The 24,629-nt window shown below is 69.2% G+C and carries 19 protein-coding genes; 7 read left to right on the forward strand and 12 right to left on the reverse strand.

Annotation, left to right across the window (positions count from 1 at the left end; genetic code table 11):
* The 5 genes from QM624_RS16415 to QM624_RS16435 form a co-directional block, all read right to left on the reverse strand.
* A partial coding sequence (locus QM624_RS16415) for a FecCD family ABC transporter permease (protein WP_415093755.1) occupies nucleotides 1-760 on the reverse strand: 760 nt, incomplete at its 3' end.
* Complete coding sequence (locus QM624_RS16420; RefSeq protein WP_415093757.1) at nucleotides 760-1,800, reverse strand: FecCD family ABC transporter permease; 1,041 nt, start codon at nucleotides 1,798-1,800, stop codon at nucleotides 760-762. The genes QM624_RS16420 and QM624_RS16415, both read right to left, overlap by 1 nt.
* A gap of 6 nt (nucleotides 1,801-1,806) precedes the next feature.
* On the reverse strand, nucleotides 1,807-2,889 hold the full coding sequence (locus QM624_RS16425) for a hypothetical protein (RefSeq protein ID WP_415093759.1): 1,083 nt from the start codon (nucleotides 2,887-2,889) through the stop codon (nucleotides 1,807-1,809).
* Nucleotides 2,889-6,476 (reverse strand): hypothetical protein, encoded by a 3,588-nt coding sequence (locus QM624_RS16430; protein ID WP_415093761.1) that lies wholly within the window; start codon nucleotides 6,474-6,476, stop codon nucleotides 2,889-2,891. The genes QM624_RS16425 and QM624_RS16430 overlap by 1 nt, the downstream gene beginning before the upstream one ends.
* A 14-nt stretch (nucleotides 6,477-6,490) precedes the next feature.
* Entirely contained in the window at nucleotides 6,491-7,495 is a 1,005-nt protein-coding gene (locus QM624_RS16435; RefSeq protein WP_415093763.1) for an ABC transporter substrate-binding protein, read from the reverse strand.
* A 151-nt stretch (nucleotides 7,496-7,646) separates the two neighbouring features.
* On the opposite strand from QM624_RS16435, the gene QM624_RS16440 reads away from it, so the two are divergent.
* The 6 genes from QM624_RS16440 (at nucleotide 7,647) to QM624_RS16465 (ending at nucleotide 15,168) form a co-directional block, all read left to right on the forward strand.
* Complete coding sequence (locus QM624_RS16440; protein ID WP_415093765.1) at nucleotides 7,647-7,976, forward strand: DUF2218 domain-containing protein; 330 nt, start codon at nucleotides 7,647-7,649, stop codon at nucleotides 7,974-7,976.
* 28 nt (nucleotides 7,977-8,004) lie between these two features.
* Nucleotides 8,005-8,994, forward strand: coding sequence for an adenosine deaminase (add, locus tag QM624_RS16445; RefSeq protein WP_415093767.1), 990 nt, complete (start codon nucleotides 8,005-8,007; stop codon nucleotides 8,992-8,994).
* 58 nt (nucleotides 8,995-9,052) lie between these two features.
* On the forward strand, nucleotides 9,053-9,898 hold the full coding sequence (locus QM624_RS16450) for a 1-acyl-sn-glycerol-3-phosphate acyltransferase (protein WP_415093769.1): 846 nt from the start codon (nucleotides 9,053-9,055) through the stop codon (nucleotides 9,896-9,898).
* A gap of 62 nt (nucleotides 9,899-9,960) precedes the next feature.
* A complete protein-coding gene (locus QM624_RS16455) occupies nucleotides 9,961-13,386 on the forward strand; it encodes a hypothetical protein (protein ID WP_415093771.1) in 3,426 nt (1,141 codons plus the stop codon).
* 186 nt (nucleotides 13,387-13,572) lie between these two features.
* Nucleotides 13,573-13,950, forward strand: a complete 378-nt coding sequence (locus tag QM624_RS16460; RefSeq protein WP_415093773.1) for a hypothetical protein — start codon at nucleotides 13,573-13,575, stop codon at nucleotides 13,948-13,950.
* A gap of 402 nt (nucleotides 13,951-14,352) precedes the next feature.
* Complete coding sequence (locus QM624_RS16465; protein ID WP_415093775.1) at nucleotides 14,353-15,168, forward strand: transglutaminase-like domain-containing protein; 816 nt, start codon at nucleotides 14,353-14,355, stop codon at nucleotides 15,166-15,168.
* Nucleotides 15,169-15,315: 147 nt separating this feature from the next.
* Here QM624_RS16465 and QM624_RS16470 read toward each other — a convergent pair whose 3' ends face one another.
* From QM624_RS16470 to QM624_RS16485, 4 genes are all read right to left on the reverse strand, one after another.
* Nucleotides 15,316-16,356 carry an NAD(P)H-dependent glycerol-3-phosphate dehydrogenase gene (locus QM624_RS16470; protein ID WP_415093777.1) on the reverse strand — a complete coding sequence of 347 codons (1,041 nt, stop codon included), beginning with the start codon at nucleotides 16,354-16,356 and terminating at the stop codon, nucleotides 15,316-15,318.
* A gap of 3 nt (nucleotides 16,357-16,359) precedes the next feature.
* Nucleotides 16,360-17,010: a class II aldolase/adducin family protein gene (locus QM624_RS16475; RefSeq protein WP_298130769.1), complete on the reverse strand. Its 651-nt coding sequence runs from the start codon at nucleotides 17,008-17,010 to the stop codon at nucleotides 16,360-16,362.
* Nucleotides 17,011-17,020: 10 nt separating this feature from the next.
* Nucleotides 17,021-18,058, reverse strand: a complete 1,038-nt coding sequence (locus QM624_RS16480) for a zinc-dependent alcohol dehydrogenase (RefSeq protein WP_415093779.1) — start codon at nucleotides 18,056-18,058, stop codon at nucleotides 17,021-17,023.
* An 82-nt stretch (nucleotides 18,059-18,140) separates the two neighbouring features.
* A complete protein-coding gene (locus QM624_RS16485; protein WP_415093781.1) occupies nucleotides 18,141-19,670 on the reverse strand; it encodes a xylulokinase in 1,530 nt (509 codons plus the stop codon).
* 191 nt (nucleotides 19,671-19,861) lie between these two features.
* Here QM624_RS16485 and QM624_RS16490 point away from each other — a divergent pair, with 191 nt between their 5' ends.
* Complete coding sequence (locus tag QM624_RS16490) at nucleotides 19,862-20,554, forward strand: hypothetical protein (RefSeq protein ID WP_415093783.1); 693 nt, start codon at nucleotides 19,862-19,864, stop codon at nucleotides 20,552-20,554.
* 18 nt (nucleotides 20,555-20,572) lie between these two features.
* On the opposite strand, the gene QM624_RS16495 is transcribed toward QM624_RS16490, so the two are convergent.
* Genes QM624_RS16495 through QM624_RS16505 form a run of 3 tightly spaced genes read right to left on the reverse strand, consistent with a single transcriptional unit; the run spans nucleotide 20,573 to nucleotide 24,626 of the window.
* Nucleotides 20,573-21,736, reverse strand: coding sequence for a PQQ-dependent sugar dehydrogenase (locus QM624_RS16495; RefSeq protein WP_415093785.1), 1,164 nt, complete (start codon nucleotides 21,734-21,736; stop codon nucleotides 20,573-20,575).
* A 35-nt stretch (nucleotides 21,737-21,771) separates the two neighbouring features.
* Nucleotides 21,772-22,896, reverse strand: a complete 1,125-nt coding sequence (locus QM624_RS16500) for an ABC transporter ATP-binding protein (protein ID WP_415093787.1) — start codon at nucleotides 22,894-22,896, stop codon at nucleotides 21,772-21,774.
* Nucleotides 22,893-24,626, reverse strand: coding sequence for an ABC transporter permease (locus QM624_RS16505; protein WP_415093789.1), 1,734 nt, complete (start codon nucleotides 24,624-24,626; stop codon nucleotides 22,893-22,895). Before QM624_RS16505 ends, QM624_RS16500 begins: the two co-directional genes overlap by 4 nt.
* Between the last annotated feature and the right edge of the window lie 3 nt (nucleotides 24,627-24,629).

Here is a 24,629-nt window from a genome sequence, read left to right on the forward strand (position 1 = left end):
GCGCGGCCGCCAGGTCGTCGCCCAGCACCAGCGCCCCCAGCGGACGGGCCAGCAGCCCGGCGGCCGGCAGCAGCACCAGCAGCGCGACACCGACCAGCAGCACCCGCGGCCAACCGGTGGCGTTGAACGAGCCGGCCAGCCACTGCGCGGCGGTCTGCGCCGAGGTCAACGACGCCCGCACCAGCAGCAGGTTGTTGAGCCCCTGCAGGACGGCCGCGATACCGATGCCGACCAGCACCAGCCGTCCCCCGGTCAGCCCGTGCCGCCAGGCCAGCAGATACACGATCGCGGCCGTCACGCCGCCGCCGACCAACGCACCGATCGCCGTCTCGGCCGGCCCGCCGCCGATCACGATGATGGCCAGCAGCGCACCACTGGCCGATCCGGTGGTGAAGCCGATGATGTCCGGGCTGCCCAGCGGATTGTCCGACATGGACTGGAAGATCGCCCCCGAGACTGCCAGCGCCGCCCCGACCAGGATCGCGGCCAGCACCCGGGGTGCCCGCTGACTACGGACGAAGTACTGGGCGAGCGGGTCGCCGCCGACACCGAACAGGGCCCGCAGCGCCTGACCCAGATTGAGCGGATAGTCCCCGATCAGCAGCCCGACGGCACCGAGCACCAGCAACGCGACCAGCGCCGACAGCGCCACGACGACGGTGCGCCGCTCGAGCAGCACGGTGGCCGAGCCCAGCCGCAGCCGCCGATAACCCGGACGGCGGTCCTGACCGACCGCGGCCGCCCTCACAGCGTCACTCATCACAGGGCCTCGATCCGGGGCCGCCGGACGATCATCACGAACGCCGGGCCGCCGAGAATCGCGGCCACCACACCGACCGGCACCTCGCCGGGCAGCACCACCAGCCGGGCCACCACGTCGGCAGCCAGCAACAGCACCGGGGCGGCCAGGGCGGTACCGGGCAGCACCAGGCGCTGGTCGGGGCCGAACGCGGCCCGGGCCAGGTAAGGCACGCCGAGTCCGACGAACATGATCGGTCCCGCCGCCGCGGTCGCCGCTCCGGCCAGCACCGTCACCGCCGCCACCGCCAGGCCGCGGATCAGCCCGACCCGGACGCCGAGTGCACGTCCGGTGTCCTCACCGAGGGCGAGCGCGTTCAGCGCCGGCGCCAGGCAGCAGGCCAGCACCAGGCCGATCACCACGAAACCGCCGGTGGCGAACAGCACCGAATAGCCGCGTCCCTCCACCGAGCCGGCCGCCCAGAAGCGGAACTCGTTGAAGGCGTTCGCGTTGGCCAGGATCACCATCTGCACCAGCGACGCCACCGCCATGCTGATCGCCACCCCGGCCAGCGCCAGCCGCACCGGTGAGGGCGAGGCCTGCCCGGCCATGCCCAGGAGGTACACCCCGATCGCGGCGACCGCAGCCCCGGCGAAGGCGAACCACAGGTAGAAGCCGATCCCGCTGATGCCGGTGATGGCGACCGCCAGCACCACGGCCAGCGAGGCGCCGGCGTTGATGCCGAGAATGCCGGGGTCGGCCAGCGGGTTGCGGGTCAGCGACTGCATCAGTGCGCCGGCGACGCCCAGGGCCGCGCCGACCACCACCAGCACCAGGGTGCGGGGCAGCCGCTGTTCGAGGACGACGACCGCGTCGAAGCTGCCGTCCGGTGCCCACAGCAGTTGCCACACCCGGCCCGGCGGAATCGGGTTCGATCCGACGCCGAGCGAGGCCATCATGCCCAGCGCGAGCAGCACCGCCGCCGCGAGGAAGAGCAGACCGCTCCGGGCGGCGACGGGTTTCGCCGTCGCCGCCCGGAGTTGGGTACCTGTCGTGCTCACCGAGTTTCAGTCGGACGCGGCAGCGGCGCGTCGGCGGCGCAGCAGCACGACGACCAGGCCGGCCGCGACGACCAGCACCGCACCGGACAGCGCCCAGACACCGATCCCGGGGCCCGCGTCCGCACCCGCCGGAGCCACCGGGGCCGGCGCGCTCGGGGCGGGGGCAGGTGCCTGCGAACCGGCCAGGGCCGCGGTCGTCCAGCCGAGCAGCTTGCCGTCGGCGTCCAGCACCGCGAGCCGGTGCTCGCCGGCGGCCAGCCCGGTGGTGGCGACCGTGACGGTGCCGTCGGCACCGACCAGTTGCCAGCCGAGCGGCGTCGGATCCGAGTAGGCGTAGACGAACGCCCATTCGCCGGCGTAGTCGGCGCCGACCGTGAGCACCGCCGCGTCGCCGTTCACCGCGGCGGTCACCGTGCCCGCCTTGTCGGGCGCCAGAGTGTCGGCGGCCGGCGCGCTGGGCGTCTTCTTCGGCTGCTTCGCCTTGCCGCCGGTCTCGGGCTTGGCCACCTTGCCCGACGACGTGGTCTTGCCGGTCTTCGGCTTCCCGGTCGTGGTGGTGGTCGTCGTCGTGGTGGTGCTGGAGCCACCGTTGTTGTTGCCGTTCTGGTTCGAACCGGACGACCCGCCGGTCACCGTGAAGGCCGGGCTCTTATTGGTGTAGCCCAGGGTGCCCTTGCCGGGATTCTTGGGATCCCGATAGGCCGAGGCCAGGAAGCGCAGCGTGTGACTGCCCTTCTTCAGGTTGGCGGGCAACCGGAACGAGCCGTTCACCACCCCCGAGCTGGGAATCTTCTGCGAGTGGTAGACGCAGGCGCCGTGCGAGGTGTTGCTGCACAGCCGGCCGTCGTCGATCTTGATGTAGACGGTTTCGCCCTTGGGGAAGCCCCGCACGGTGAACCGGATCACCCCCCCGGCCTGCACGCTGCGCGGCGAAACGCTCGAGCTGGTGCCGGGCGTGCTCGGTCCGGGACCGCCGGGCGGAATCGCCTCGGCAGCCGGCTGGTTCGGCAGGGCCACCAGGGCGAGGCCGAGCAGCACCGCTGCCAGCAGCCGGACGCCCTTACCGGCGATGGTTCGAACGCGTGTCATCACGCCACTCCCTTCGGCTTGGCCAGTCGGCGCAACCCGACCAGTCCCGCGGCGAGGACGGCGACCGCCGCCCCGATCAGCACCGGCTCCATCGATCCGGTGCCGGGTTGGGTCAGTGCCGCCGTGCCCTGATCAGCAGGGGCCACCGGACCGGCCGGTGCCTGCGGGCTGCCGGTGGTGGGTGTGGCGGTGGTGACGTTGCCCTTGCTGGCCTCGACCCAGCCGACGATCCCGCCGTCCGCGTTCACCGCGACCACCCGGTGACGGCCGTCGGCCAGCCCCTTCAGGTCGACGCTGAACGCCTTCGCGTCGGTCAGCTGCACCCAGCCGGCCTTGGCGATGCTGGCGCCGCTGTAGAGGTAGACGTACACCCACTGGTCCGCCGCGCCCTTGGGCAGGGTGACGGTGAGCTTGGTGCCGTCCACCTTGGCGGTGGCGTCGCCGTTGCTCAGCCCGGTCAGCTGGCTGGCCCGCTCCACGGGTGCGTTGGGCACCTTGGTCGGCGAGGAGTCGTCGCTGGCCGACGTGGTGGTCGTGGTCACCGTTCGCACGATCGTCCGGATCGTCGTGGTGGTGTCGGACGGCGTCTCGTTGGCCTTCTCACCGGCCACCGTGATCGGCGTCCAGCCGAGCAGCTTGCCGACCTCACCCTCGTTGCCGGACTGGACCGAGAGCTTGCTGGTGCCGGTCGGCAGGGTCACGCCGGTCAGGCTCGCTTTCACCCGTCCGTCGGCGCCGGCCCGGAACCAGGTCGCACCCCACGGATCGGTCGGCGAACCGCCCGAGTAGGTGTTGAGGTAGATCCAGTCGCCGGCCTTGGCGCCGGGCACGGTGACGGTCAACGCCTTCACCGTACGGCTCGCCTGCACCCCGTTACGGGCGGCGGAGGTCAGGTCCTCAGTGGCCTCGACCGGCTCGGGCACACCGGTCGGCCGGTACTTGCCCACCACGAACTCCGGTGACAGCACTGTGCGCGAGGCGTCGCCGTCCTTCAGCGAGCCGGTCAGCAGCCGCAGCGTGTGCGCGCCCTCCTTGAAGGCGGGGCTGGAGCCGTTGGCGCCCTTGGTGGTGCCGTCGGGCAGCTGCAGCTCGACGTCGAAGGTGCCGTCGGCGGCCTTGGCCTGGATGATCGTCCAGATCGTCCGGTTGCTGTGCAGCGAGTCGTTCAGCCGGCTGACGTTGCCCTCGTCGATCTTTATCGCGATGGTCGACCCGCCGCGCTTCTCACCGGGGTGGCAGAAGCCGGCGCCGGTCACGTGCAGGGTGCCGCCCAGGCTGGCCCGGGGCTCGGCGATGGTCACCACCGGGGTGGCGGACGTCGCGGTGCAGGTGACGTCGTCATCGTCGGGCTGCTCGATGTACGGAACCCCGCCGACGACCAGCGGCTTGGTGGTGACGTTGCGCACCGTGTCGTTGGCACCGAAACGTCCGGAAAGGAACTGGGCGGTCAGTAACTGACCCTCCTTCAGCCCTTCGGGGGCGTCGATCTCGATCTCGAAGTTGCCGCTGGCCGGAACGGTGATCACGTTCGGATGCGCCGCCGTGCCGCTCGGCGCGAGCAGCTTCCAGATGGTCGGATCGGCCACCCCTGTGGGCGCCACGATGCCGCCGCCGGTGCGGGCGTACTGGCCGCCGGCGTAGTTCAGCTTGAGTGCCACCGTCGAGGCACCGGTGCCGGCCTGGTTCGTCCAGCCGGTGCCCTTGATCTTGATCGTCGAACCGGACGCCGTGGCCACCTCGCTCTGCACCCAGGCGGTCGCCCCGCCCGCGGTGACGGTGTCGTGTGCCCAGGTCGGCGGCTGCGTCGCCGGGTCAGTCGGGCCGTCACCGGTGATGGTGAAGTCGGCGGGCACACTGCGCACCGTGTCGCCGCCCAGCAGCGAGCCGGTCAGGAACCGGATCTGGTGGCTGGAACCCACCGCCCATTCGGTCCAGCTGCCGTCGAGCAGTCGCGCGTTCGCGGCGGTCGGGTACGGAATGGTTGCCGTCCACGAACCGTCGGCTGCGGCCTGGATGACGGCCTGCTGGCGCTTATCGGTGCTGACCAGGCCGGTCAGCGGATTGATCACGTCTCGCTTGGTGTAGACGGTGTTCGGATCACCGGAGACCTTGGCGTCGAGGAAGACGCCGATCACGCTGCCGGAGCCGTTCGGGTGCAGCCAGCCCTTGCCGGAGACCACGATCGGCTCGCCCACCTTCACCGTCGCCGGAGCCTCGATGGTGGCCTCCGTCGGCGTCGCCGTGGGCGACGGGGTCGGCGTCGGGCTGGAGGTTTCCGTGGGCGTGGGGGTCGGGGTCGGCTCGGGGGCGGCGGCGTTCACCGTGAAGGCGCCGGAGGGGATCGTGCGCTGGACGTCACCGGCGCGGAGCGACCCGGTCAGGAACTGCAGGGTATGCGTCCCGGAGGCGAATGCCGGAACAGAACCGTTCTGCCCGGCTTCGGTGCCGTCGGGGAGCTGCAGGTCGATTGCGAAGGTGCCGTCTTCAGCGGCGTCGATCAGCGCCCAGATGGTCTTGTTGGCGTGCACCGAGGCGTCCAGTCGGCTGAACCCACCGGCGTCGATCTTGATGCCGATCTTGGAGCCACCGCCGGCCGGATGGCAGAACCCGGAGCCGGTGACATGCAGCACTCCGCCGAGCTCGACGGTGGCCGGGGTCACCTCGACCTTGCCGGAGCCGGGTTTGGCGCAGTCAGGAGTAGTCGGCGTGGGAGCCGGGCTGGACGGCTCGTCGGTCGGCGTCTGGCTGGGAGTGGGCGTCGGGGTCGGGGTCGGATCCTTGGTGGGCTGTTCGGTCGGTGTCGGAGTGGGCGCCGGGACCTCGGAGACGACCGATTCGGCGCTCGCCGAACGGATCACGTCGCCGGTGAGGAGCGATCCGGTGAGCAGGGTCACCTTGGCGTTCTCCCCCACCGACCAGTCGGCGGTGCTGTTGTCGGGGGTCGGGTAGGGCAGTTTGAGGGTCCACTCGCCATCGGCGTCCGCCTGAACGATCGCGTAGATGGTCTTGTTGCCCTGCACCACCCCGGTGACCGGATGCTTCACCTCCTCTTTGGTGGAGATGCCGCCGTCATTGAGCTTCACCGCGATGATCGAGCCCGCATCCTGAGCGGTGTTCAGCCAGCCGCTGCCGCTGATCACCAGGTCACGGCCAACCACCCACTGCTCGGGCACCCAGTAAGAGACGCCCCCGGCGTAGTCGTACCGCTTGCCCTCCTTGGCGGCAGCAGCATTCGGCACCGCGGCCAACTGCACCGAGGTCTTCGGCTTCGCCGACTTGCTGGGCGAGGCCGACTTGCTGGGCGTCGGCTTCGGCGGCACGATCTCCTTGGCCGACTCCTTCGGCTTCGGGGTCTCCTTCGCCTCAGGGGGGTTTTCGGTCGGCTTGGCCGACTCTTCCTTCGTGGGCTCTGGGTCAGCCTTGGGCGACGCCGACGCCGACGCCGACGCCGACGCCTCGGCCGACGGAGTGGGTTCAGCCGTCTCTTCGGCCGCGGCCCATGGCGCGACCACCGATTGCCCGAGACCGAGCAGCAACAGGGCCATCGACCCCGCCAGCCAGCTCCGCACCTTCGAAGGCGTGTCCATCAGATTCCTCCTGCTCATCCGAGCGCGTTGCGTACGTCGTCGACCAGGCGGTTCATCAGCAGCGGTCCCCCGGTGGAGGTCCACGCCGAGCCGTCGACGAGAATGATGTGGTCCTGCCGGTAGGCGTTGAGCCGGGTGAAGCCCGGCACCTGCTTGGCCGCCTCGAGCGCCTTCTTGGCGCCCTCCAGATCGGCGGTGCCACCGGCCTTGGGATTGCTCACGCTGGAACCGCCCAGCGTGCCGAAGAAGATGTAGTCGGCGTCGATCTGCTGCAGGTTCTCCAGCGAGACCGGCTCGGAGTGGCCGCGTCCGAAGGTGTCCTGGGCTGTCGGACGCCGCAGCCCCAGGTCGACCAGCGCCTGGCCGGGCGGCAGCTCCTTGAGGATCAGCGCGGGCGCCGTCCCCTGCCAGCGGACGATCGAGAATGTCTTGTCGCGCGTGCCGCCCAGCGATTCGCGGGTGCTGGCCACCTTGGCCTCGTAGTCGGCAATCACCTTTTCGCCCTGCTCGACCAGGCCGAGCGCGGCGGCCACCTGACGGAAGTTGGTCCGCCACTCGCCACCGGCGTAGCCGGTGAAGACCACCGGGGCGATCTGCTTGAGCGCTTCGAGCACTTCGGGGTTGTTATTGACGCTGGTGCCGTCGACCAGGATCAGATCGGGCTTGGCGGCACCGATCGCCTCGAAGTTGGGCTGGCCGATGCCGCCCAGCAGGGGCACCCCGGCGGCCTTCTCGGCCAGGTAGTTGGGGACGCCGGTCTGGCCGCGTCCGGAGACGGTGCCGATCGGCGTCACGCCCAGTGCCAGGACGCCGTCCAGGGTGGGTTCGCTGAGTGGGACGACCCGCTGCGGCCGGTCGGGCACCTGCACCTCGGCACCGGTGATGTCGGTCACCATTCGGGTTTGGGCCGCCGAAGCCACCGGCTCAGGTGCGGCGGAGCAACCGATCACGCCGAGGGCGAGTGCGGTCAGCAGGCACGCCATACGGACCAGGCGGACGGCGGTGGTGCCGAGCGTCATGAGGGAAACACATCCTGAGTCAGGGGATCTTCAGCTGTTAGCAAGGTAAGGCTTACCTAAGACTAAGGCCAATTTCATCTCCCTATGCGGTCCCTCGGAGGCTGAGACGAGCGGCCCGACAGCCTTGCGCACGCCGATTAGCCTGCCTGCCATGAACCCGACTTCGACCGCCGCCGTCGCCACCGCACGCCCGGAGCGCTACGCCAAACAGCTGGTCGCACACATGGGCCGCAAGGTGCCCGCGGCCTGGGACGAGACCGCTGGAACCGGCAGCGTCTCGTTCCCGACCGCAGAACTCACCCTCAGCCGGGGCAGCGACGCGCTGCTGCTCGAACTGCGGGCCGAACCCGCCGAACTGGATCGCTGGGAGGACGTCGTCGGACGCCATCTGGTGCGGTTCGGCACCCGCGACGAGCTGATCGTGTCCTGGCAGCGCGCCGACGGCAGCACCGGCACGACGCAGCGCCGCGACGAGGACTGATACCCGCCGCTTGTGGCACCATCGGTCGATGCCGCGGGATCTGAATGCGTTGCCGAAGGCGCATCTGCACCTGCACTTCACCGGGTCGATGAGCATCGCCACGCTGCGCACGCTGTCGGAGTGGGCCGGGATCGCCCTGCACGAATCGCTGGTCGACACCGAGGGCCTGCTGGTGCCACCCGATCAGCGCGGCTGGTTCCGCTTCCAACGGCTCTACGACATGGCCCGGCAGTCGGTGTGCAGCGAGGCGGCGCTGCGGCTGGTGGTCGCTCAGGCTGCCCGTGACGACGCCGCGGAGGGCTCCCGCCGGCTGGAGCTCCAGGTCGACCCGTCCAGCTACGCGCCCCATGTGGGCGGCATGCCGGCGGCCCTGGAGATCATCCTGGACGAGGCCCGGCGGGCCAGCGCCGAGACCGGTGTCCAGGTGGCGATCATCGTGGCTGCGAGCCGCGTCCGGCACCCGTTGGACGCCCGCGCCATCGCCCGGCTGGCCGCCCGTCACGCCGGTGAGGATGGGGTGGTCGCCTTCGGGCTGAGCAACAACGAACGCTCCGGCCGGACCTCCGACTGGGAACCCGCCTTCCGGATCGCCCGGGCCGCCGGGCTGCCGGGCGTCCCGCACGGCGGGGAACTGCTCGGCCCCGGCCATCTGCGGCAGGTGGTGGAGCACCTGCGGCCCACCCGGATCGGCCACGGCGTCCGCAGCGCCGAAGAGCCGGCCCTGCTGGAGGAGCTGATCGCCTCCGGCATCGCCCTGGAGGTGTGTCCCTCGTCCAACGTGCACCTGGGCGTCTACGACGACATCGCGCAGGTGCCGCTGCGTCGCCTGGTGGACGCCGGCGCCACCGTCGCGCTGGGTGCCGACGATCCGCTGCTGTTCCTCTCCCGGCTCACCGATCAGTACCGGCTGGCCCGCGAGGAACTGGGGTTTCACCGACTCCGAACTGGCCGAACTGGCCCGGGCCAGCCTCAGGGCCAGCCTGGCGTCCGAGAGCGACAAGGCACGGTGGCTGGCTGAGGTCGACGACTGGCTGGCCACCCCCGAGGTTCCCGCCGGGTCGGCATAGGGTCGGGGCATGTCGTCCGATCGGAGCCGCCTGGAGGCACTGACCGAGGCCACCATCGACGATCTGGCGCGGGGCTTTCATCTGCCCGAGCGGGCCCGGCTGACCCGGCTGCTGCTGCGTCCGGCGTCTCGCGGGTTCGCCGTCCGGATCGCGAAGTTCGACGACGAGGTGGCCGGTCACGGCCTGGCGTCCGGCGCCCGCCGCGAGATCCCCACCTTCGCGCGCTCGCTGACCACGGTGGGCCGCGAGCTGATCCCGGCCACCGGGCCGCTGCTGGCGGTGGCGAACCACCCCGGCGTGATCGACGCGCTCAGCCTGATGCTGGCCCTGGAAGCGCGGCCCGACCTGAAGGTGGTCGCGCTCGACCGGCCCTTTCTCCGCGCGCTGCCCGGCGTCGCTGCCCAGCTGATCTGGGTGGACCTCGACCGTCCGTCCGGGGCGCTGCGACTGGCCCGGGAACATCTGAGGCACGGTGGTGCGGTGCTGACCTTTCCGGCCGGGACCATCGAACCCGACCCGATGGTGACCGACGGCGCGGTCGCGTCCCTGGAGCGGTGGGCGCGGTCGACCGATCTGCTCGTCCGGCACGTGGCCGATCTGCGGGTGGTGCCGTTGGCGGTCGGCGGCGTGCTGTCGGCACGGGCGCTGCGCACCCCGCTGGTCCGCCGAGCCCGCACCCGGGCCGACCGGGAGTGGTTGGCGGCCACCCTGCAGGTCATCTTCCGGCGCTTCCACGACACCGACGTCCGCATCCTGGTCGGGGAACCCTTCGTTCCGGACGCCGAACCCACCGCCGAACTGATCGCCCGGATGCGAACGCTGCTCAACCGTCTGGCTGCTGAGACCGCCGGGTAACAATCGTGGGATGTCGCACAGACCGCCTGACAGCTCCCGATCGGTGAACCAGACTGAATGACATGTCCACTGATGTCACTGCCGCCGCGGTCAATCTGCGTCTTGCCCTGATCGGCCTGTCCGTCCCGCTGCAAGCGGAGGAGGCCACCAGCGCGCAGCTGGTCGCGCCCATCCTGGCTCGTCAGCGCGAGCTCAGCCGACGGCTCTCCGACCGGTTGTGCGCCACCGACCAGCGGATTCAGGCGTTCCTGGACGACTATCTGGCCGACGTCGCCGCACCCGCCCCGGACGGCACCGACGACGACCGTCCGCATCTGCCCCGGCGCACCCTGGTGCTGGACGAGCCCGGCCTGGCCCGGGTGCTCTCGCTGCCGGTGAACGCCGATGCGTTCAGCTCACCGCTGCTGTCCAGCTACCGGCTGGCCAACGGCGTCCTGCACAACCCGGCGAACGACCGCCGGACCACCGCCGGCGTCTTCCACATCTCAGAAGGTGGGCTGCCCATCCCGGACGACAAGATCGCCGTCCCGAAGGCGGTCTTCGCTCGGCTGCTCACCGAAGCGTTCCGGCCGCCGCAGACCGATCTGGTGCTGCCCTACCTGTCCCAGACCGATCATCCCGCGGCCTGTTTCGTCTCGCTGTTGCTGCGTCCGCTGGTCTCGCCCGGTGTGCCGGGCTACGCGACCGAACGCCGGATGGAGACCCGGTTCATCGTGCCCGGTGGGCTGGTGGCGAACCTCGACTTCGTCGAAGGCATCTTCGGCAACGGCGGCGACCCGTACCTGCCCGAGCACGACGCCTCGCTCGACCCGGGCACCTGGACCGGCACCACCGGCTGCGTCATCCTCGCCCCGCACCTGATCAAGCTGACCAAGAAGGGCCTGGGTCTGCCGCATATCGACGTCGCCACCGACCGGCAGAAGCGGGACGGCATGTGCTGGTCGAGCCCCGACGAGCGGTACAACGACGGCAAGGCCTTCAAGGTCTGCGCCCGGGACGCCCGCGGCGTCATGGTCACCGTGATCGCCGACAACTACTTCGGCTACTGCAAGAAGGAGGTCAAGACCCAGATCTCCTACTCGGCGAACCTGTTCGGCAATGTCGAAGAAGAGCATTCCGGCGGCGCGCTGGTCTTCCCCTCCTACAACCTGGGCGGCGGTTACACCGACGAATCGGCCGGCGACGACTACCGGCTCGACGATGTGCTGACCCGCAACCCGGAGCGTTTCGTCCGGCAGCCCGAGGGGCACGCGATCGACCGGGAGCATCCCGAGCATGTGCTGGTGCCGGCCCGGCCCACCTATTCGCTGCGCACCATGACGGTGTCGTGGAACACCCCGGCCGGTGAGCGCTCCCTGCGGCTGCGCGCCGACAAGGTGTATTTCGGACCCAACGGGTACCGGGTGCAGCTGGCCCAGTCGCCGTCCGATCCGCGGCACTGGGACCTGAAGGCGACCGTCGCCACCGTCACCTCGTGCCACAAGCCGTGCACCGTCTCGGGCGGCGGCAAGTCCGAGATCTCCAAGGCGATCACCGACGCGTTCATCTTCGGCAACGCCTACGTCGCCGACTTCGACAACGACATGGACGCCGTCGAGGCGATCCTGGCCCGCGACCATTCCGACCGGTTCGCCGATCCGGAGCTGCGCGGCACCGACACCCGGACGATCCTGTCCCACGAACGTTCCATCGGCAGCGTGATCAAGCTGCTGACCCCGTCCGAGGTGGACTTCACCGCCGAGTACAACGCCTGGCTGGAGAGCATTCCGCAGCACGTCAAGGAGCTGGTCTTCGTGGTGAAGCGGTTCCATCGGCCCGAGTGGGGCGACGACTGGCGCAGCCATTTCACCGTCGGCATCATGAACGGCCGGCAGGGCAATGCGCTGCGGCTGGACGGCGAGCGGATCAACGTCAACATGCTGCGGGTTGGCTTCGACACCGACGGCTCGTGGCGGCTGTTCGGGCTGCGGCACGACTTCAACCCGGCGGTGAAGGTGCAGACCGAGGACGACATCACCGCCTCGATCGTCGGCCCGGCGCATCTCACCGCGGTGCCCACCGGCCCGATCGGGCTGTCCCGCAAGTACGTCCAGAACTGCGAGAACCTGCTCTTCCAGCGCCCGGACGACGCCATTCACCGCGGCTACGACAAGCAGACCGAGCTGGACATCTCCGGACCGGACAACTTCCTGTCCAATTTCGAGCCACTGACCCGATTCGACGCCCGCGAGATGCGAGACGACGCGGTCGCGTTCAGCGCCTTCACCGACCCGATGGCCGGGCTGCTGGCCCGGTTCGCCGATGAGCCCGACGACCTCAGCCCGTCCTATGTGGTGTCGTCGGCGAATCCGCGGCTGGTGAACGGCAAGCCGTCGAAGAACCCGCGCTACCTGCAGCGCCGTCCGGACGTGGTGAACGCGGCCGCGACCGCTGCCGCCGACCTGGCCATGCACCTGGCGGCCAAGCTGGCCGCCGACGCCCCGCTGCCGGTGCCGGTCGACGTGGTCGCTGCCGGACGCCGCAACAATCCGCCGGACGGCCCGGTGCCGCCGCTGTGCTCGTACAACCCGCTGCACTACATGGAACTGCCCGAGCTGTTCATGGAGTACATCAGCTCGATGACCGGCAAGTCGCCGTCCACCACCGGCGCCGGCTCGGAGGGTGCCCTGACCAAGGGCCCGTTCAACGCGATGCCGGCCATCATCGACCTGAATGCGGCGCTGTTGTCCTACGTGCTGACCGGCTATGACGGCTGGGTGTCCTGCGCGGGTTATGTCGGCCCGAACGTCCGGGTCGATCACGACATCTCGATGCTGGTGCCCGAGCTGTTCTCGCGGATGACCGACGAGGAGCGGTCGGCGCGCAACCTGATCGCCGAGGGCCACCTGGAGCGGGTGGAGGACTTCGAGCACGACGGCCACATTGTGCGGGCCAGCCGGCTCGGCTACCGGATGACGCAGAATTTCGCGCGGAAGTACTTCGGCCGGATCTTCCTGCACCCGCATGTGGTGTTCACGCCGGAGATGCTGCGGCCCGAGCTGCAGGATCTGGATATCTATGCGCAGAGCATGGACATCATCGTCGAGACCCATCGCCGGGTGGCGCAGGCCTACTTCGACGACGGCACCGTCGAGCTGGCGATCCCGCCGCTGCGGGCGCTGCTCGAGATCATGGCCTTCGGGAAGACCGCCGACGGCCACGAGCTCGATTCGCCCGAGGTGCGTGGACTGTTCGACCGCGAGACCGTGCTGGCCTCCGATTGGTACGCGGCCCGGCTGGATTCCAAGCAGCAGTGGGCGGTCCGTCGGGCCCAGGCGGTGGTCGACCGGCTGGAGGGCTTCGCCGCCCATCCCGAGAACGCCGAGGCGTGCGAGCGCCTGGACATCGCGACCAACGCCGTCAATGCGCACGCCGAACTCGCCCGGTTCTCCAGCGACGACTATCGCGCCGCCCTGGTCGGAACCCTCGGACGGCAGCCGCTGGACTGACCGTCACCCCGTCGGTCGAGATCACCGCTGGTCGAGCTTGTCGAGACCTCTGCCGGCCGCTGGTCGAGCTTGTCGAGACCCATCGACACCCTCGTCCGAGATTTCGCTGAAACGGCCGCGTCGGTACCCACACCGGCGCGGCCCGCTCGCTAAATTTCGCCCTAGATCGGTACCCCTGGGAGTGACATGAGCTACCAACTGGCGTTTTGGGCCTACCCCGACGGCCGGCGCAGCAACCGCGTGGCCGATCGGCGCACCTATCTGAAGCTGATCAAGGGCCGCCGGGTCAAAGACGTGGCCCCGCTGGACACCGACCGTGTGCTCGACGAACTGTCGATCGTCTACGGCACCTGGCGGCGGACCGACACTTACCACTTCTCCCATCCGACCCACGGCTCCTTCGACGTCTGGATCACCGGCGGCACCTTCGTCGTGCTCACCTTCCACAACGTCAAGGACCTGACCGTGATGGACCCGGCGATCCAGACCCTGGACGCGCTCGGCGTCCCGCTCTACGACCCCCAGGTCGACCGCCGCTTCCCCTGGGTCGCCCGCGCCATCTGAGCACAGCCGCCCCTCCCGCCCGGTCTGTGTCGTCAGCCTGGGCCGTCTCGTCATCCCGGCGCACGCCGGGATCCCGCACTGCCTCGGTCGCGCAGCGTCGCCGATCGCGCGATCCGCAACTACTGACAGGAAACGCCCATCACTTTCGGGAAATAACCCGAAAACAGTCGTCTATCCCGACACCAGTGGCCGATCGCGCGATCGACCTATGCGAGCACTTCCCGTCCTTATGAAGGCGGTGGCTAGCGTACGAGCATGTGTTCCACGCCGCGGCGACGCTCCGGACCGCCCGATTGCAGCCCGCCCTCAGCGAGCTATGCACGACATTCGGCCTACTCAGATCCCGGACGCCATGGAGCGCTCCTCGACCAGGTCGATCCGACCATCGCCAGCGCGTCCGCCGTGGCACAGAACCTCATCGCGCACTATCGGTTCGCAACCACGCAGCTACCCGAGTCCAGCAATGACGACATCAACGCCCGCTGGCTCAGCACGATCCTGGACCTCGACCAGCAACGGCACGGTACCCCGCTCTTGTCTCCACGCGCGGAGGCCGAGCGAGTCCAGGGCTGTTGCCGTGACCAGACCTTGATCGCCGTCGGCATTCTGCGTCAGCACAACATTCCGGCGCGGAGCCGTGTGGGTTTCGCCGACTATCTGCGTCCGAACTCCCGCGTCGATCACGTGGTGGCCGAGTGCTGGTTGGACGACAGCTGGGTCCGCTTCGACCCGGGACTGGCCGGGCCCCGCGGCCGGGTCGCCGACCCTCACGACATCTCCATCTCCGATGACTCCCCGTTCCTCACCGCGGCGGCAGCCTGGATCGGCCATCGGCGACATGGGCGCTCGATCGACGACCTCGGCGTCAGCATCAGCCCGGTGGAATTCACTGGCGCCGCCTTCGTGCTTTCCTACCTGATCATGGACGTCGCCCACCGCTTCGGCGACGAACTACTGCTCTGGGACAGCTGGGGTGCGATGCCGTTGCCCGGCACCCCGATCGACTTCGGGCTGGGCGACGCACTTGCCGAGCTGGTTCAGCTGGCGGATCAGGGGGATCTGGACGCCGAGAACACGCTGCGCAAGATGTACGAAACCGACAGCCGGGTTCATGTCGGCGACGAGGTGCTCCGATTCTCGCCAAGAGGTGAGCCGCCCGTTCGCGTATCGCTGGGTCGGAACCAAGCACATAGCGATCGCGCGATCCGCAACTACTGACAGGAAACGCCCATCACTTTCGGGAAATAACCCGAAAACAGTCGTCGATACCGACACCAGTGGTCGATCGCGCGATCAGTCACCCACGAGGCGACACAGAACGGCCGGCCGGTTCCGCAGAACCGACCGGCCGAACCGTCACAACTCTCAGACGCGCGCGGGCAACGCGGCCGCGGTGGCCAGCGCGGCCGGATCCTCTGCGCCGGCGATGATCGCGGTGACCGCCTTCAGCAGCGGCAGCCGCTCCAGCAGGCCCTCGCGCTGCTGCACCAGGGTGAGCGCCAGGCCGGCGGCCGGGACACCCTCGACGGTCTGCTCGGCGGCCTCCATGGCGGCCAGCGCGTCCTTGGCGCCCTCGCCGCGGCCGATCCGCAGGCCGTAGACCTTGTTCCGGCCGGACAGTCCGGTGACCTCCAGGTCACCCACGCCGGCCAGGCCGAACGCGGTCTCCGGACGGGCACCCAGCTCGGTCGACACGATCGACATCTCGCGCACCGCCTGGGCGAAGATCGCCGACTTCAGGTTGTGGTGCGGGAAACCGGTGCCCTCTTCGAGGCCGTCGGCCAGGCCGAGCGCGATCGCGTAGACGTTCTTCATCGGCGCACACACCTCGACGCCGACCTCGTCCGAGGTGGGTTCGATCCGGTACACGTCGGTGGAGATCTCCCGGGCCATCCGGATCGCCGTCGCCTCATCCAGCGAGCCGTAGATGGTCGCCGTCGGCTTGCCCTCGGCCACCTCGTTGGCCTTGCACGGCCCGCCCACGCCGACGATCGGGGGCAGCAGGGCACCCTTCTCGGCGGCGATGGTGCGAATGGCGTCCGGCAGCAGCTGGACGCGGCCGTCCGGATCGGTCCAGAAACCCTTCGAGGTGCAGAGCAGCACCGACGCCTTCGAGATCGCGCCGAGCGCCATCTCGGTGATCTTCGGCACACCGACCGACGCCACCGCGATGAACACCGCGTCGGCACCCTCGAGCGCCTCGTCGAGCTGGTCGGAGCGGTACAGCTTGGTGCCGGGAGCCAGCGGGACGTTGGTCCGCGGATGCGGCTTGCCGGCCTCGCAGGCGTCGAGCAGGTGGTCGTCCAGCCAGGTCCCCCACAACCGGGTTTCCCAACCGGCCTGGGTGAGCGGGGTGGCCAGCGCGGAGCCCATCGCTCCTGCGCCGAGAATCGTGATTACCGCCATGGTTCAGCCTTCCTTTCGTGGTTGCTGCCCGTAGGTGGACATGCCGACGACCGCCTGGGCCATCTCGTCGTCGGTGATCTGCTTGACCGGCTGACCGGTGGCCATCGCACGCAGCTGGATCTCGCAGATGTATTCGAGGTACGGCAGCAGCGAGAGCGCCTTGTCCAGGGTGGCGCCGGTGGTGATGGCGCCGTGGTTGGCCATCAGCGCACCGGTGCGCTCGTGCAGCGCGTCGGCCACGTTGATCGCCAACTGGTCAGTGCCGAACAGTGCGAACGGCGCCACCCGCACCGTCCCGCCGAACATCGCCGAGTAGTAGTGCGAATGCGGAATCTCGTCGACCACCAGACCCAGCGCGGTGGACGCCGGGGCGTGGTTGTGGGTGATCGCCCCGGCCGGCGTGGACGCGTACACCGCCAGGTGCAGCGGCAGTTCACTGGACGGCTTCAGCGCGCCTTCCAGAATGGTGCCGTCGAGGTCGGTGACCACGACGTCCTCTGCCCGCATCGACTCGTAGGCCACGCCGCTGGGCGAGATGGCCACCTGGTCGCCGACCCGCACCGACACGTTGCCGGCGGTGCCGACCACCAGCCCTTCGCGTTGCATGAACCGGCAGGCCTCGACGATCTGCTCGCGTTCGTTTGCCAAAAGCATCAGTTTCTCCTCACGGCCTCAGGATGTATTTGCTGCCGACGCCGCGGGACATGTCCTCCAGCGACTCGACCAGCGCTTCGAGCGGACGCACCTCGGTGCACAGCGTCAAGCCGTCGAACTTTCCGGTCGACAGCAGGTGGACGGCGATCTGCACATACCGCGGTGCGTGATGGTAGACGCCGACCATCTTGTATTCCTTGTAGTGCATGGCGACGGCGTCCACGGTGAACGTGGATCCCGCCTTCGGCCCGCCGAACAATACGGCGGTACCGCCCGGACGCAGGCACTGCACGGTCTGCTCCCACACTTCGGGCAGACCGACCGCCTCAACAGCGACGTCGGCACCGCGTCCGTGCGGGGTGATCGCCCGGATCGCGGCGGCCCGCTCGGCGGTGGTTTCGTACTCGCTCAGGTTCACCGTGGCGATCGCGCCGGCCGCCTCGGCCTGGGCCAGCCGTCCGGCCGACATGTCCGCCGAGATCACCGATGCCCCGCGCAGCTGGGCGAGCCGGATGTACATCTGGCCGATCGGGCCGGCGCCGTTGACCACCACGGTGTCACCGAGTGCGATGCCGCTCTCGGCCATGCCGTGGACGACCGTCGACAGCGGCTCGAGCGGTGCTGCGGCCTCGAAGGGCAGCGTCTCGGGGATCTCGTAGGTGTTGCGTTCGACGATCGCCTTGGGGATCACGATCTGCTCGGCGAACGCCCCGTTGAGGTATTGCAGGTTCTCACACAGCGATTCGCGGCCGATGGTGCAGGCCCAGCACGAGCCGCACGGGCAGGTGTTGGCGGCCACGACTCGCTGGCCGGGAGCGAATTTGGTGACCCCTTCGCCGACTTCGGTGACGATCCCGGCGAACTCGTGGCCGAACCGGGCAGGCAGCGTCGGGAACAGGGTGGGGTGACCGCGGCGGTAACTCTTCAGATCGGTGCCGCAGGTGGCCGCCGCCTTGATCTCGACGGCGACCTCCCCCGGACCGGGCTTGCCGGGCTCGACGTCCTCCAGTCGGAGATCGCCGGGTCCGTGGAACATGTAGGCACGCATGTGTACTCCTCGTCGTTCGTCCTGCAGGGGAAAGGGCGACAACACGGGAGGCGTCGATGCCGACGCCTCCCGTGTCGAGGACTCAGCCCGGATGCCGCTCCATGAAGGAGTGGATGTCTTCGTTCACCTCCTGCAGCGCCGGGTAGAGCTTCTTCTGAATCGCGGCCACCTCACCGTAGAGCTCGTAGTTGTCCCGGTCGGGCTCGGTGGTGTCGCCGAACTGCGCCATCTTCTCGGCGTAGACGGCGATGTCGGGCTCGCCGTGCACACCGGTCACCGACATGGCGGCCACGGCCGCACCCATCGCGGAGATCTCGTCCTCGAGGCAGGCGGTGATCGGAACACCCATCGCGTCGGTCATGATCTGCCGCCACAGCGGGCTGCGGGTGCCGCCGCCCATCGCCCGGATCTGGGTGACCTTGGTGCCGGTGTCGGCCTCCAGGCCCTCCAGGCCGTTGCGCATCTCGATGCCGATCGCCTCCAGGATGGAGCGGTACATCGCCGGACGCTTGTGGATACCGCGCCAGCCGACGACGGCGCCGCGGGCGACCGGATCCCAGTGCGGGGTCTGGACGGCGTTCCAGTAGGGCATGGTGATCAGGCCCAGCGAACCCACCGGCAGCGCCACCGCACCGGCCTCCAGCTCGGGGTCGGGCCGAGCACCGAGTGCCGGGTTGCCCAGCGCCTCACGGAACCAGGTGGCCAGGTAGGCGCCCGAGCTGACCAGCAACTCGAAGTCGTACCAGTCCGGGATGCCCGCGGCCAGCGTCCGGTACGCCTTGCCGTAGGCGTAATCGGGACCGTGCACGCCGGCCACCACTGCGGTGCCCAGGTTCAGGTACATGGTGTCGGCCGACACCGCGGCCGCACCGACGCCGGCCGCCTGGCCGTCGCCCATGCCGGCCACCAGCGGAATGGTGTGGTCCAGACCCCAGTTGTGGGTGATCGACGGATCGATCTCGGCGATGATCTCGCCCGGCTTCTTCAGGTCGCTCATCTGGTCGCGGCGGACGCCGGCGATCTCGAGCAGGCCGGGGTCGTAGTCCTGCTTGGCGATGTCGAACAGGCCGAGCGAATCGGCACAGGCCACCGAGCTGACCCACTGGCCGGTCAGCTTGAAGACCAGGTAGCCGTGGACGTCGACGACCTTGAAGGCCTCGGGCAGGATCTCGGGCTGGTTCTCCTTGACCCAGGCCAGCTTGTACAGCGCCGGGGTGATGTCGGCCGGCTTACCGGAGAGCGCGTGGATCTCGGGGGTGCCGTAGCGGCGGATCTGGTCGGCGGCGCGGCCGTCCATCCAGATGATGCCCGAACGCAGCGGCACACCGTCCTCGTCGAAGGGGGCGAAGGTCTCGCGCTGATGCGTCATCGCCATCGCGGCGATTCGCTTGCGCTGCTTCTTCTTCAGCCCGGCGATGGCCTTGCCGACGGTGGCGTTGGTGGTGTTCCACCAGTCCAGCGGATCATGCTCGTAGAAGCTGGTCCGCGGATTGCTCAGCGGAAACTCCTGCTTGGCCTGTGACAGCACATTGCCGTTCGGATCGACGATGATCGCCTTCGTCGAGGTGGTCGACGTGTCGATCGCAATGACCAACGGATCGCTGTTGCCCATCTGGTACTCCCTGTCCCGACTCCGCACTGAGCCGATGTCCCAAGCGTCCGACGATCAGTGTCGGCGCCATGCTGCCCACCAATCTAGGCGTGGCGGCACCGTGAGGTAAGGGTGTTCTCAGCAAACCGAACTGAAAGGTTTTTCACGCATCCAGTGTGAAACATGGACCGGATCCGCCTTAGCGTGTGCCCATGCGTTCCTCCTCAGCGCCCGGACGGCCGCGGCGCACGCTCCGCGTCATCGGCATCGGGGTGGCCGTGCTGCTGGCCGGATGGCTGGTCTGGCTGGTCGCCCAGCCGCCGATCCTGCAGGCTCGGGCGCGGGCCGACCTGGCCGCGGGCCTGGACGCCCAGCGCGCATCGTTCGAGGCGTCCGTGCACGAGGACGCCCGCCTGCTGGCGGCGGAGCTGGGTGAGCCCGCCGGGCGACAACTCGGCTACACCTGCGTGGTGGCGCACAGCGACCAGGGCTGGATGGTCGTCCGCTATCGCCAGGAATGCACCCTGCGGGCAGTCACCTTCTACCCGACCACCCGGACGCCGGCCGAGACCGAGGCCCGGATCGCCGCTCTGCCCAGTGCCGAGCAACGGTTCGGCAAGCGTTGGCGTGACCCGGAGTCGGTGCAGCGCTGCCGATCGTTGTTCTACTCGACGCCCACGACCGCGATCCGACACTGGGACGCCGACTGCCGCGGCAACGCGTTGCGCACCCCGATCGGTGCCGTCTGGGTGACGTTCGACGCGCTGCCCCAGGATGTGCCCGGCGACAAGGGTTCGTGGGTCGTGGTGGACCGCGCCGCACGGGTGTCGACCACCGAGCTCGGTTGCCGTCCGCTGCCGGTGTTCTGCGTCGAACCGTTCGACACCCCTGTCGTCATCGACTGAACACGCCGCGCGGCCCGGTCAGCCGGGGGTGAGCCGCAGCAGCCGTCCGTCGGAACCGTCGGTGAGCACCCAGATCGAGCCGTCGGGCGCCTGTTCAACCTCACGGACGCGGTCGCCGAAGTCCCACTGGTCACCCTTGCGGGCGTTCGTGCCGTCCAGGTCGACCCGGATCAGCGCCTGGCCGGACAGCGCACCGATGAACGCGTCGCCCCGCCATTGCGGGTACATCGACCCCGAGTAGATCATCAGGCTGCCCGGCGAGACGCTCGGGTTCCACCACACCTTCGGGGCCTCGAAGCCGTCCCCCGGCTTGTGGTCGGGAATGTCGGCCCCGCCGTAATGCGAGCCGTTGGAGGCCAGCGGCCAGCCGTAATTGCGGCCCTGCCTGATCAGGTTCAGCTCATCGCCGCCCTGCGGGCCCATCTCCGAGCTCCACAGGTTGCCGGCGGCGTCGAAGGCGATGCCCAGCGGGTTGCGGTGACCGTAGCTCCAGATTTCGGCGTTGCCGCCGTCGGGATCCATGGCGACGATGGTGCCCAGGGTGTTGCTGCGGTCCTGGGCCGGCGTCATCTTCTGCCGCTCGCCGGAGGTGACGAACAGGTGGCTGCCGTCGGGCGAGAAGGTCAGCCGGTGGCCGTAGTGTCCGCTGCCGCTGGTCTTGGGCTGTTGCCGCCAGATCACGCTCAGGCCGTCCAGCCGAGCGCCGTTGGCGTCGGTGACCAGGGTGGCCCGGCCGACCTCGGCGCCGGAACCACCGGTTCCCCGTGCGGCCCAGCTGAGGTAGACGGTGCGGTCGGTGGCGAAGTCCGGCGACACGATGACGTCGCCGAGCCCGCCCTGACCCTGGTGCACCACCTCGGGGACGCCGGCCACCTCGGTGCTGCGTCCGTCGGCGTACCGCAGCACGAGGCGTCCGGCCCGTTCGGTGATCAGGGCGTCGCCGTCGGTCAGGAAGGTCATCGCCCACGGCTCGTCGAACCGGCCGAGTTCTTGGACCGCGAACGGGGTGCCGCTCAGCGGCTCGGCCGCCGGCAGGCTCGCTGTGGCCGGGACCGACGGCGGCACGCTCGGCGTGACCGCCGCCGACCCCGGCGGGGTTTCCATGGGAGTGGGCTGCGGGGCGCCGCAGCCGGCCAGGGTCAGGACCATCGCCAAGGCGACGATGCCGCGAAGGTCTGCCATCCTCCGAAGCTACCCGGCCGGCCGCGGAGGTCTGCTCAGGCCGGCAACAGCCAACCCCGGGACGGCGGGAAGTCCACCTCCACCAGGTCGCCCTCGTGCAGGATCGCGGACGGGTCGGGGTCGGCGACCACGGCCACGATGGTGCCCGCGTTGGTGTCGATCTCGTACTCGACGACCGCCCCGTAGAACACCGCCCGCAGCACCCGTCCGCGTCCACCGACGACGGCATCGCCCTCGGTGGGCACCTCGCGCGCACGCTGCACGTGCACGGATTCGGGACGCACCAGCACCGAATGGTTCTCGGCCTGCTCGGCGCCCGGCGCGTACGGCAGGGGGCGTTCCGACCCGAGCACCCTGACGTTGGCCACCCCGCCGGCGAAGCTGACCGCCGACGGTTCCAGGAAGTTGGCGCTGCCGATGAAGTCGGCCACGAACACGGTGGCCGGTCGCCGGTAGATCTCGTCCGGCGTGCCCATCTGTTCGATCCGGCCCTTGTTCATCACCACGATCCGGTCCGACAGCGACATCGCCTCGTCCTGGTCGTGGGTGACGTACAGCGCGGTGATCCCGAGCCGCTGCTGCAGCCCGCGGATCTCGGTGCGCATCTGCACCCGCAGCTTGGCGTCCAGGTTCGACAGGGGTTCGTCGAACAACAGCACCTTCGGCCGCATCACCATGGCCCGGGCCAGCGCCACCCGCTGCTGCTGGCCGCCGGAGAGCTGGTTCGGCGCCCGGTCGGCCAGCTTCACCAGATCCATCGACACCAGCGCACCCTCGATGGCGTCGTTCATGTCCTTGGCGTTCAACCGCTGCAGCTTGAGCCCGAAGGCGATGTTGTCCCGCACACTCAGGTGGGGGAACAGGGCGTAGCTCTGGAACACCATCGACATCGGACGCTTGTCCGGGGTCAGCCGGGTCATGTCGTCGCCGTCCAACCGGATGTCGCCCGAGGTCGGATGCTCGAACCCGGCCACCATCCGCAGGGTCGTTGTCTTCCCACAGCCGGACGGCCCCAGCAGCGTGATGAACTCACCCGGCTCGGTGTGCAGGTCGACATGATCGACCGCGGTGGTCGGGCCGTCACGGCCGATGAACTCCTTGACCAGTTGGCTGATCTCGATCCGTCCGGTGTCGGCGGTCCGCGCCTGCGCGATGGTCATGCTCCTCCTCCAAGATTCGTCGCCGTCCGAACGTCGGAGCGACCGTGCACCAACAGGCTCATCAGGCCCATGACGGCCACCACGATGATCAGCAGCAGGGTGCAGAACGCGAACGCGTTGCCGAACCGGCCCGCGTCGACCTCGGCCAGGATCTGCTTCGTCATGATCCTGGTCTGCGGTGTGGTGATGAAGATGATCGGTGACAGGGTCGTCATCGATCGGGCGAACGCATAGATCAGGCCGGACAGGAAGGCCGGCCGGATCAGCGGCAAGGTGACCTTGCGGAACGTGGTCACACTGTCCGCGCCCAGCGAGGCGGCGGCCTCGTCGATGCTGGGGTCGATCTGTTTCAGGGATGCGATGCCGGACCGCTGGCCCGAGGGCACCGACCGGATCACATAGACCATCACGATGGCGATGGCCCCGCCGAACAGTGCCGACCCGCCGCCCAGCGCGGGCAGGAACATCCGGTTGCCGAAGATCAGCGGGTTGTTGAAGGCGATCGCGTAGCCGATGCCGATCACCGTCCCGGGGACGGCGAGGCCGAGCATGCCGAGGAAGTCCAGCAGGCCGTTGCCCCGTTTGAGCTTGCGCACCACCAGCCAGGCGATCAACATGCCGAGCAGGCCGGCGACCGGCGTCGCGATCAGCGCCAGCACCGTGGTGTCGGCGATCGCCTCGTTGCCGATCCCGCTGAGCACGTAGCGGAAATTGTCCAAGGTGAACGTGTTGTTGATACCCAGGATGGAGGTGAACGCACCGGCCAGCACAGTGGCGTAGATGCCCACCACCACGAGGCCGACGACGACCGCGAAGGCGAGCAGCGGCACCCGTCCGGAGGCGTGGGTGAGCTGGCGCCGAGCACCGGCCGGCTTGCCGGTGACCGTCACCGTGCTCTTCCGCGCCACCCAGTACTGCTGGACCAGGAACACCAGTACCGCCGGCATCAGCAACACCAGCGAATAGGCCGAACCGGCCGCCACGTCGTACTCACCGGTGATCGCGATGAACGCTCGCGAAGCCAGCACGGTGAAGTCGCCGCCGATCACCAGCGGATTGGCCAGGTCGGCGATCGCCTCGACGAACAGCAACAGGAAGGAAGCCGCGAAGCCGGGGACGAGCATCGGCAGGGTGACTCTCCAGAAGGCGCGCCAGCGCGACGCCCCCAGGTTGGCCGCGGCATCGTCCAGGGCCGGATCGAGGTTCTCCAGCATGCCCTTGAAGTTCATGTAGGCCACCGGGAAGAAGGACAGCACCAGCACCAGCACCAGGCCGGGGAGGCCGTAGATGTTGGTCTCCCAGCCGAAGATCCCGTTGGTGACCAGGCCGCGCCGGCCGAGCAGGGTGATCACGGCGGTGGCTACGGCGAACGGGGGCGACACCACCGGCAGCAGGCAGAGCAGATGCATGATCTTCTTGCCCTTGAACCGCACCATCACCTGCACGTAGGCGAGCAGGAACCCGAGAACCGTGCCGATCACGCCGACCAGCAGACCGAGCAGGAAGGTGTTGCCGACGATCGTCCGGTTCACCGGATTGGTGATCATCGAGGTGACGATCTCCCAGCCGACCGGACCGAGCGCCTGAACGAACACGGTGGACAGCGGGTAGATGATCAGCAGGGCCAGAATGCCGACGACCAGGACGACGACCCCGACGGTGGTGGGGTCGACCGCCTTCCGCCGGGTCCGCGGCCGGGAGTTCCCGGCCGCGGTCGCAGGAGCGGTCACCGG

Source organism: Micropruina sp., from assembly GCF_047606365.1.
Lineage (GTDB): Bacteria > Actinomycetota > Actinomycetes > Propionibacteriales > Propionibacteriaceae > Micropruina.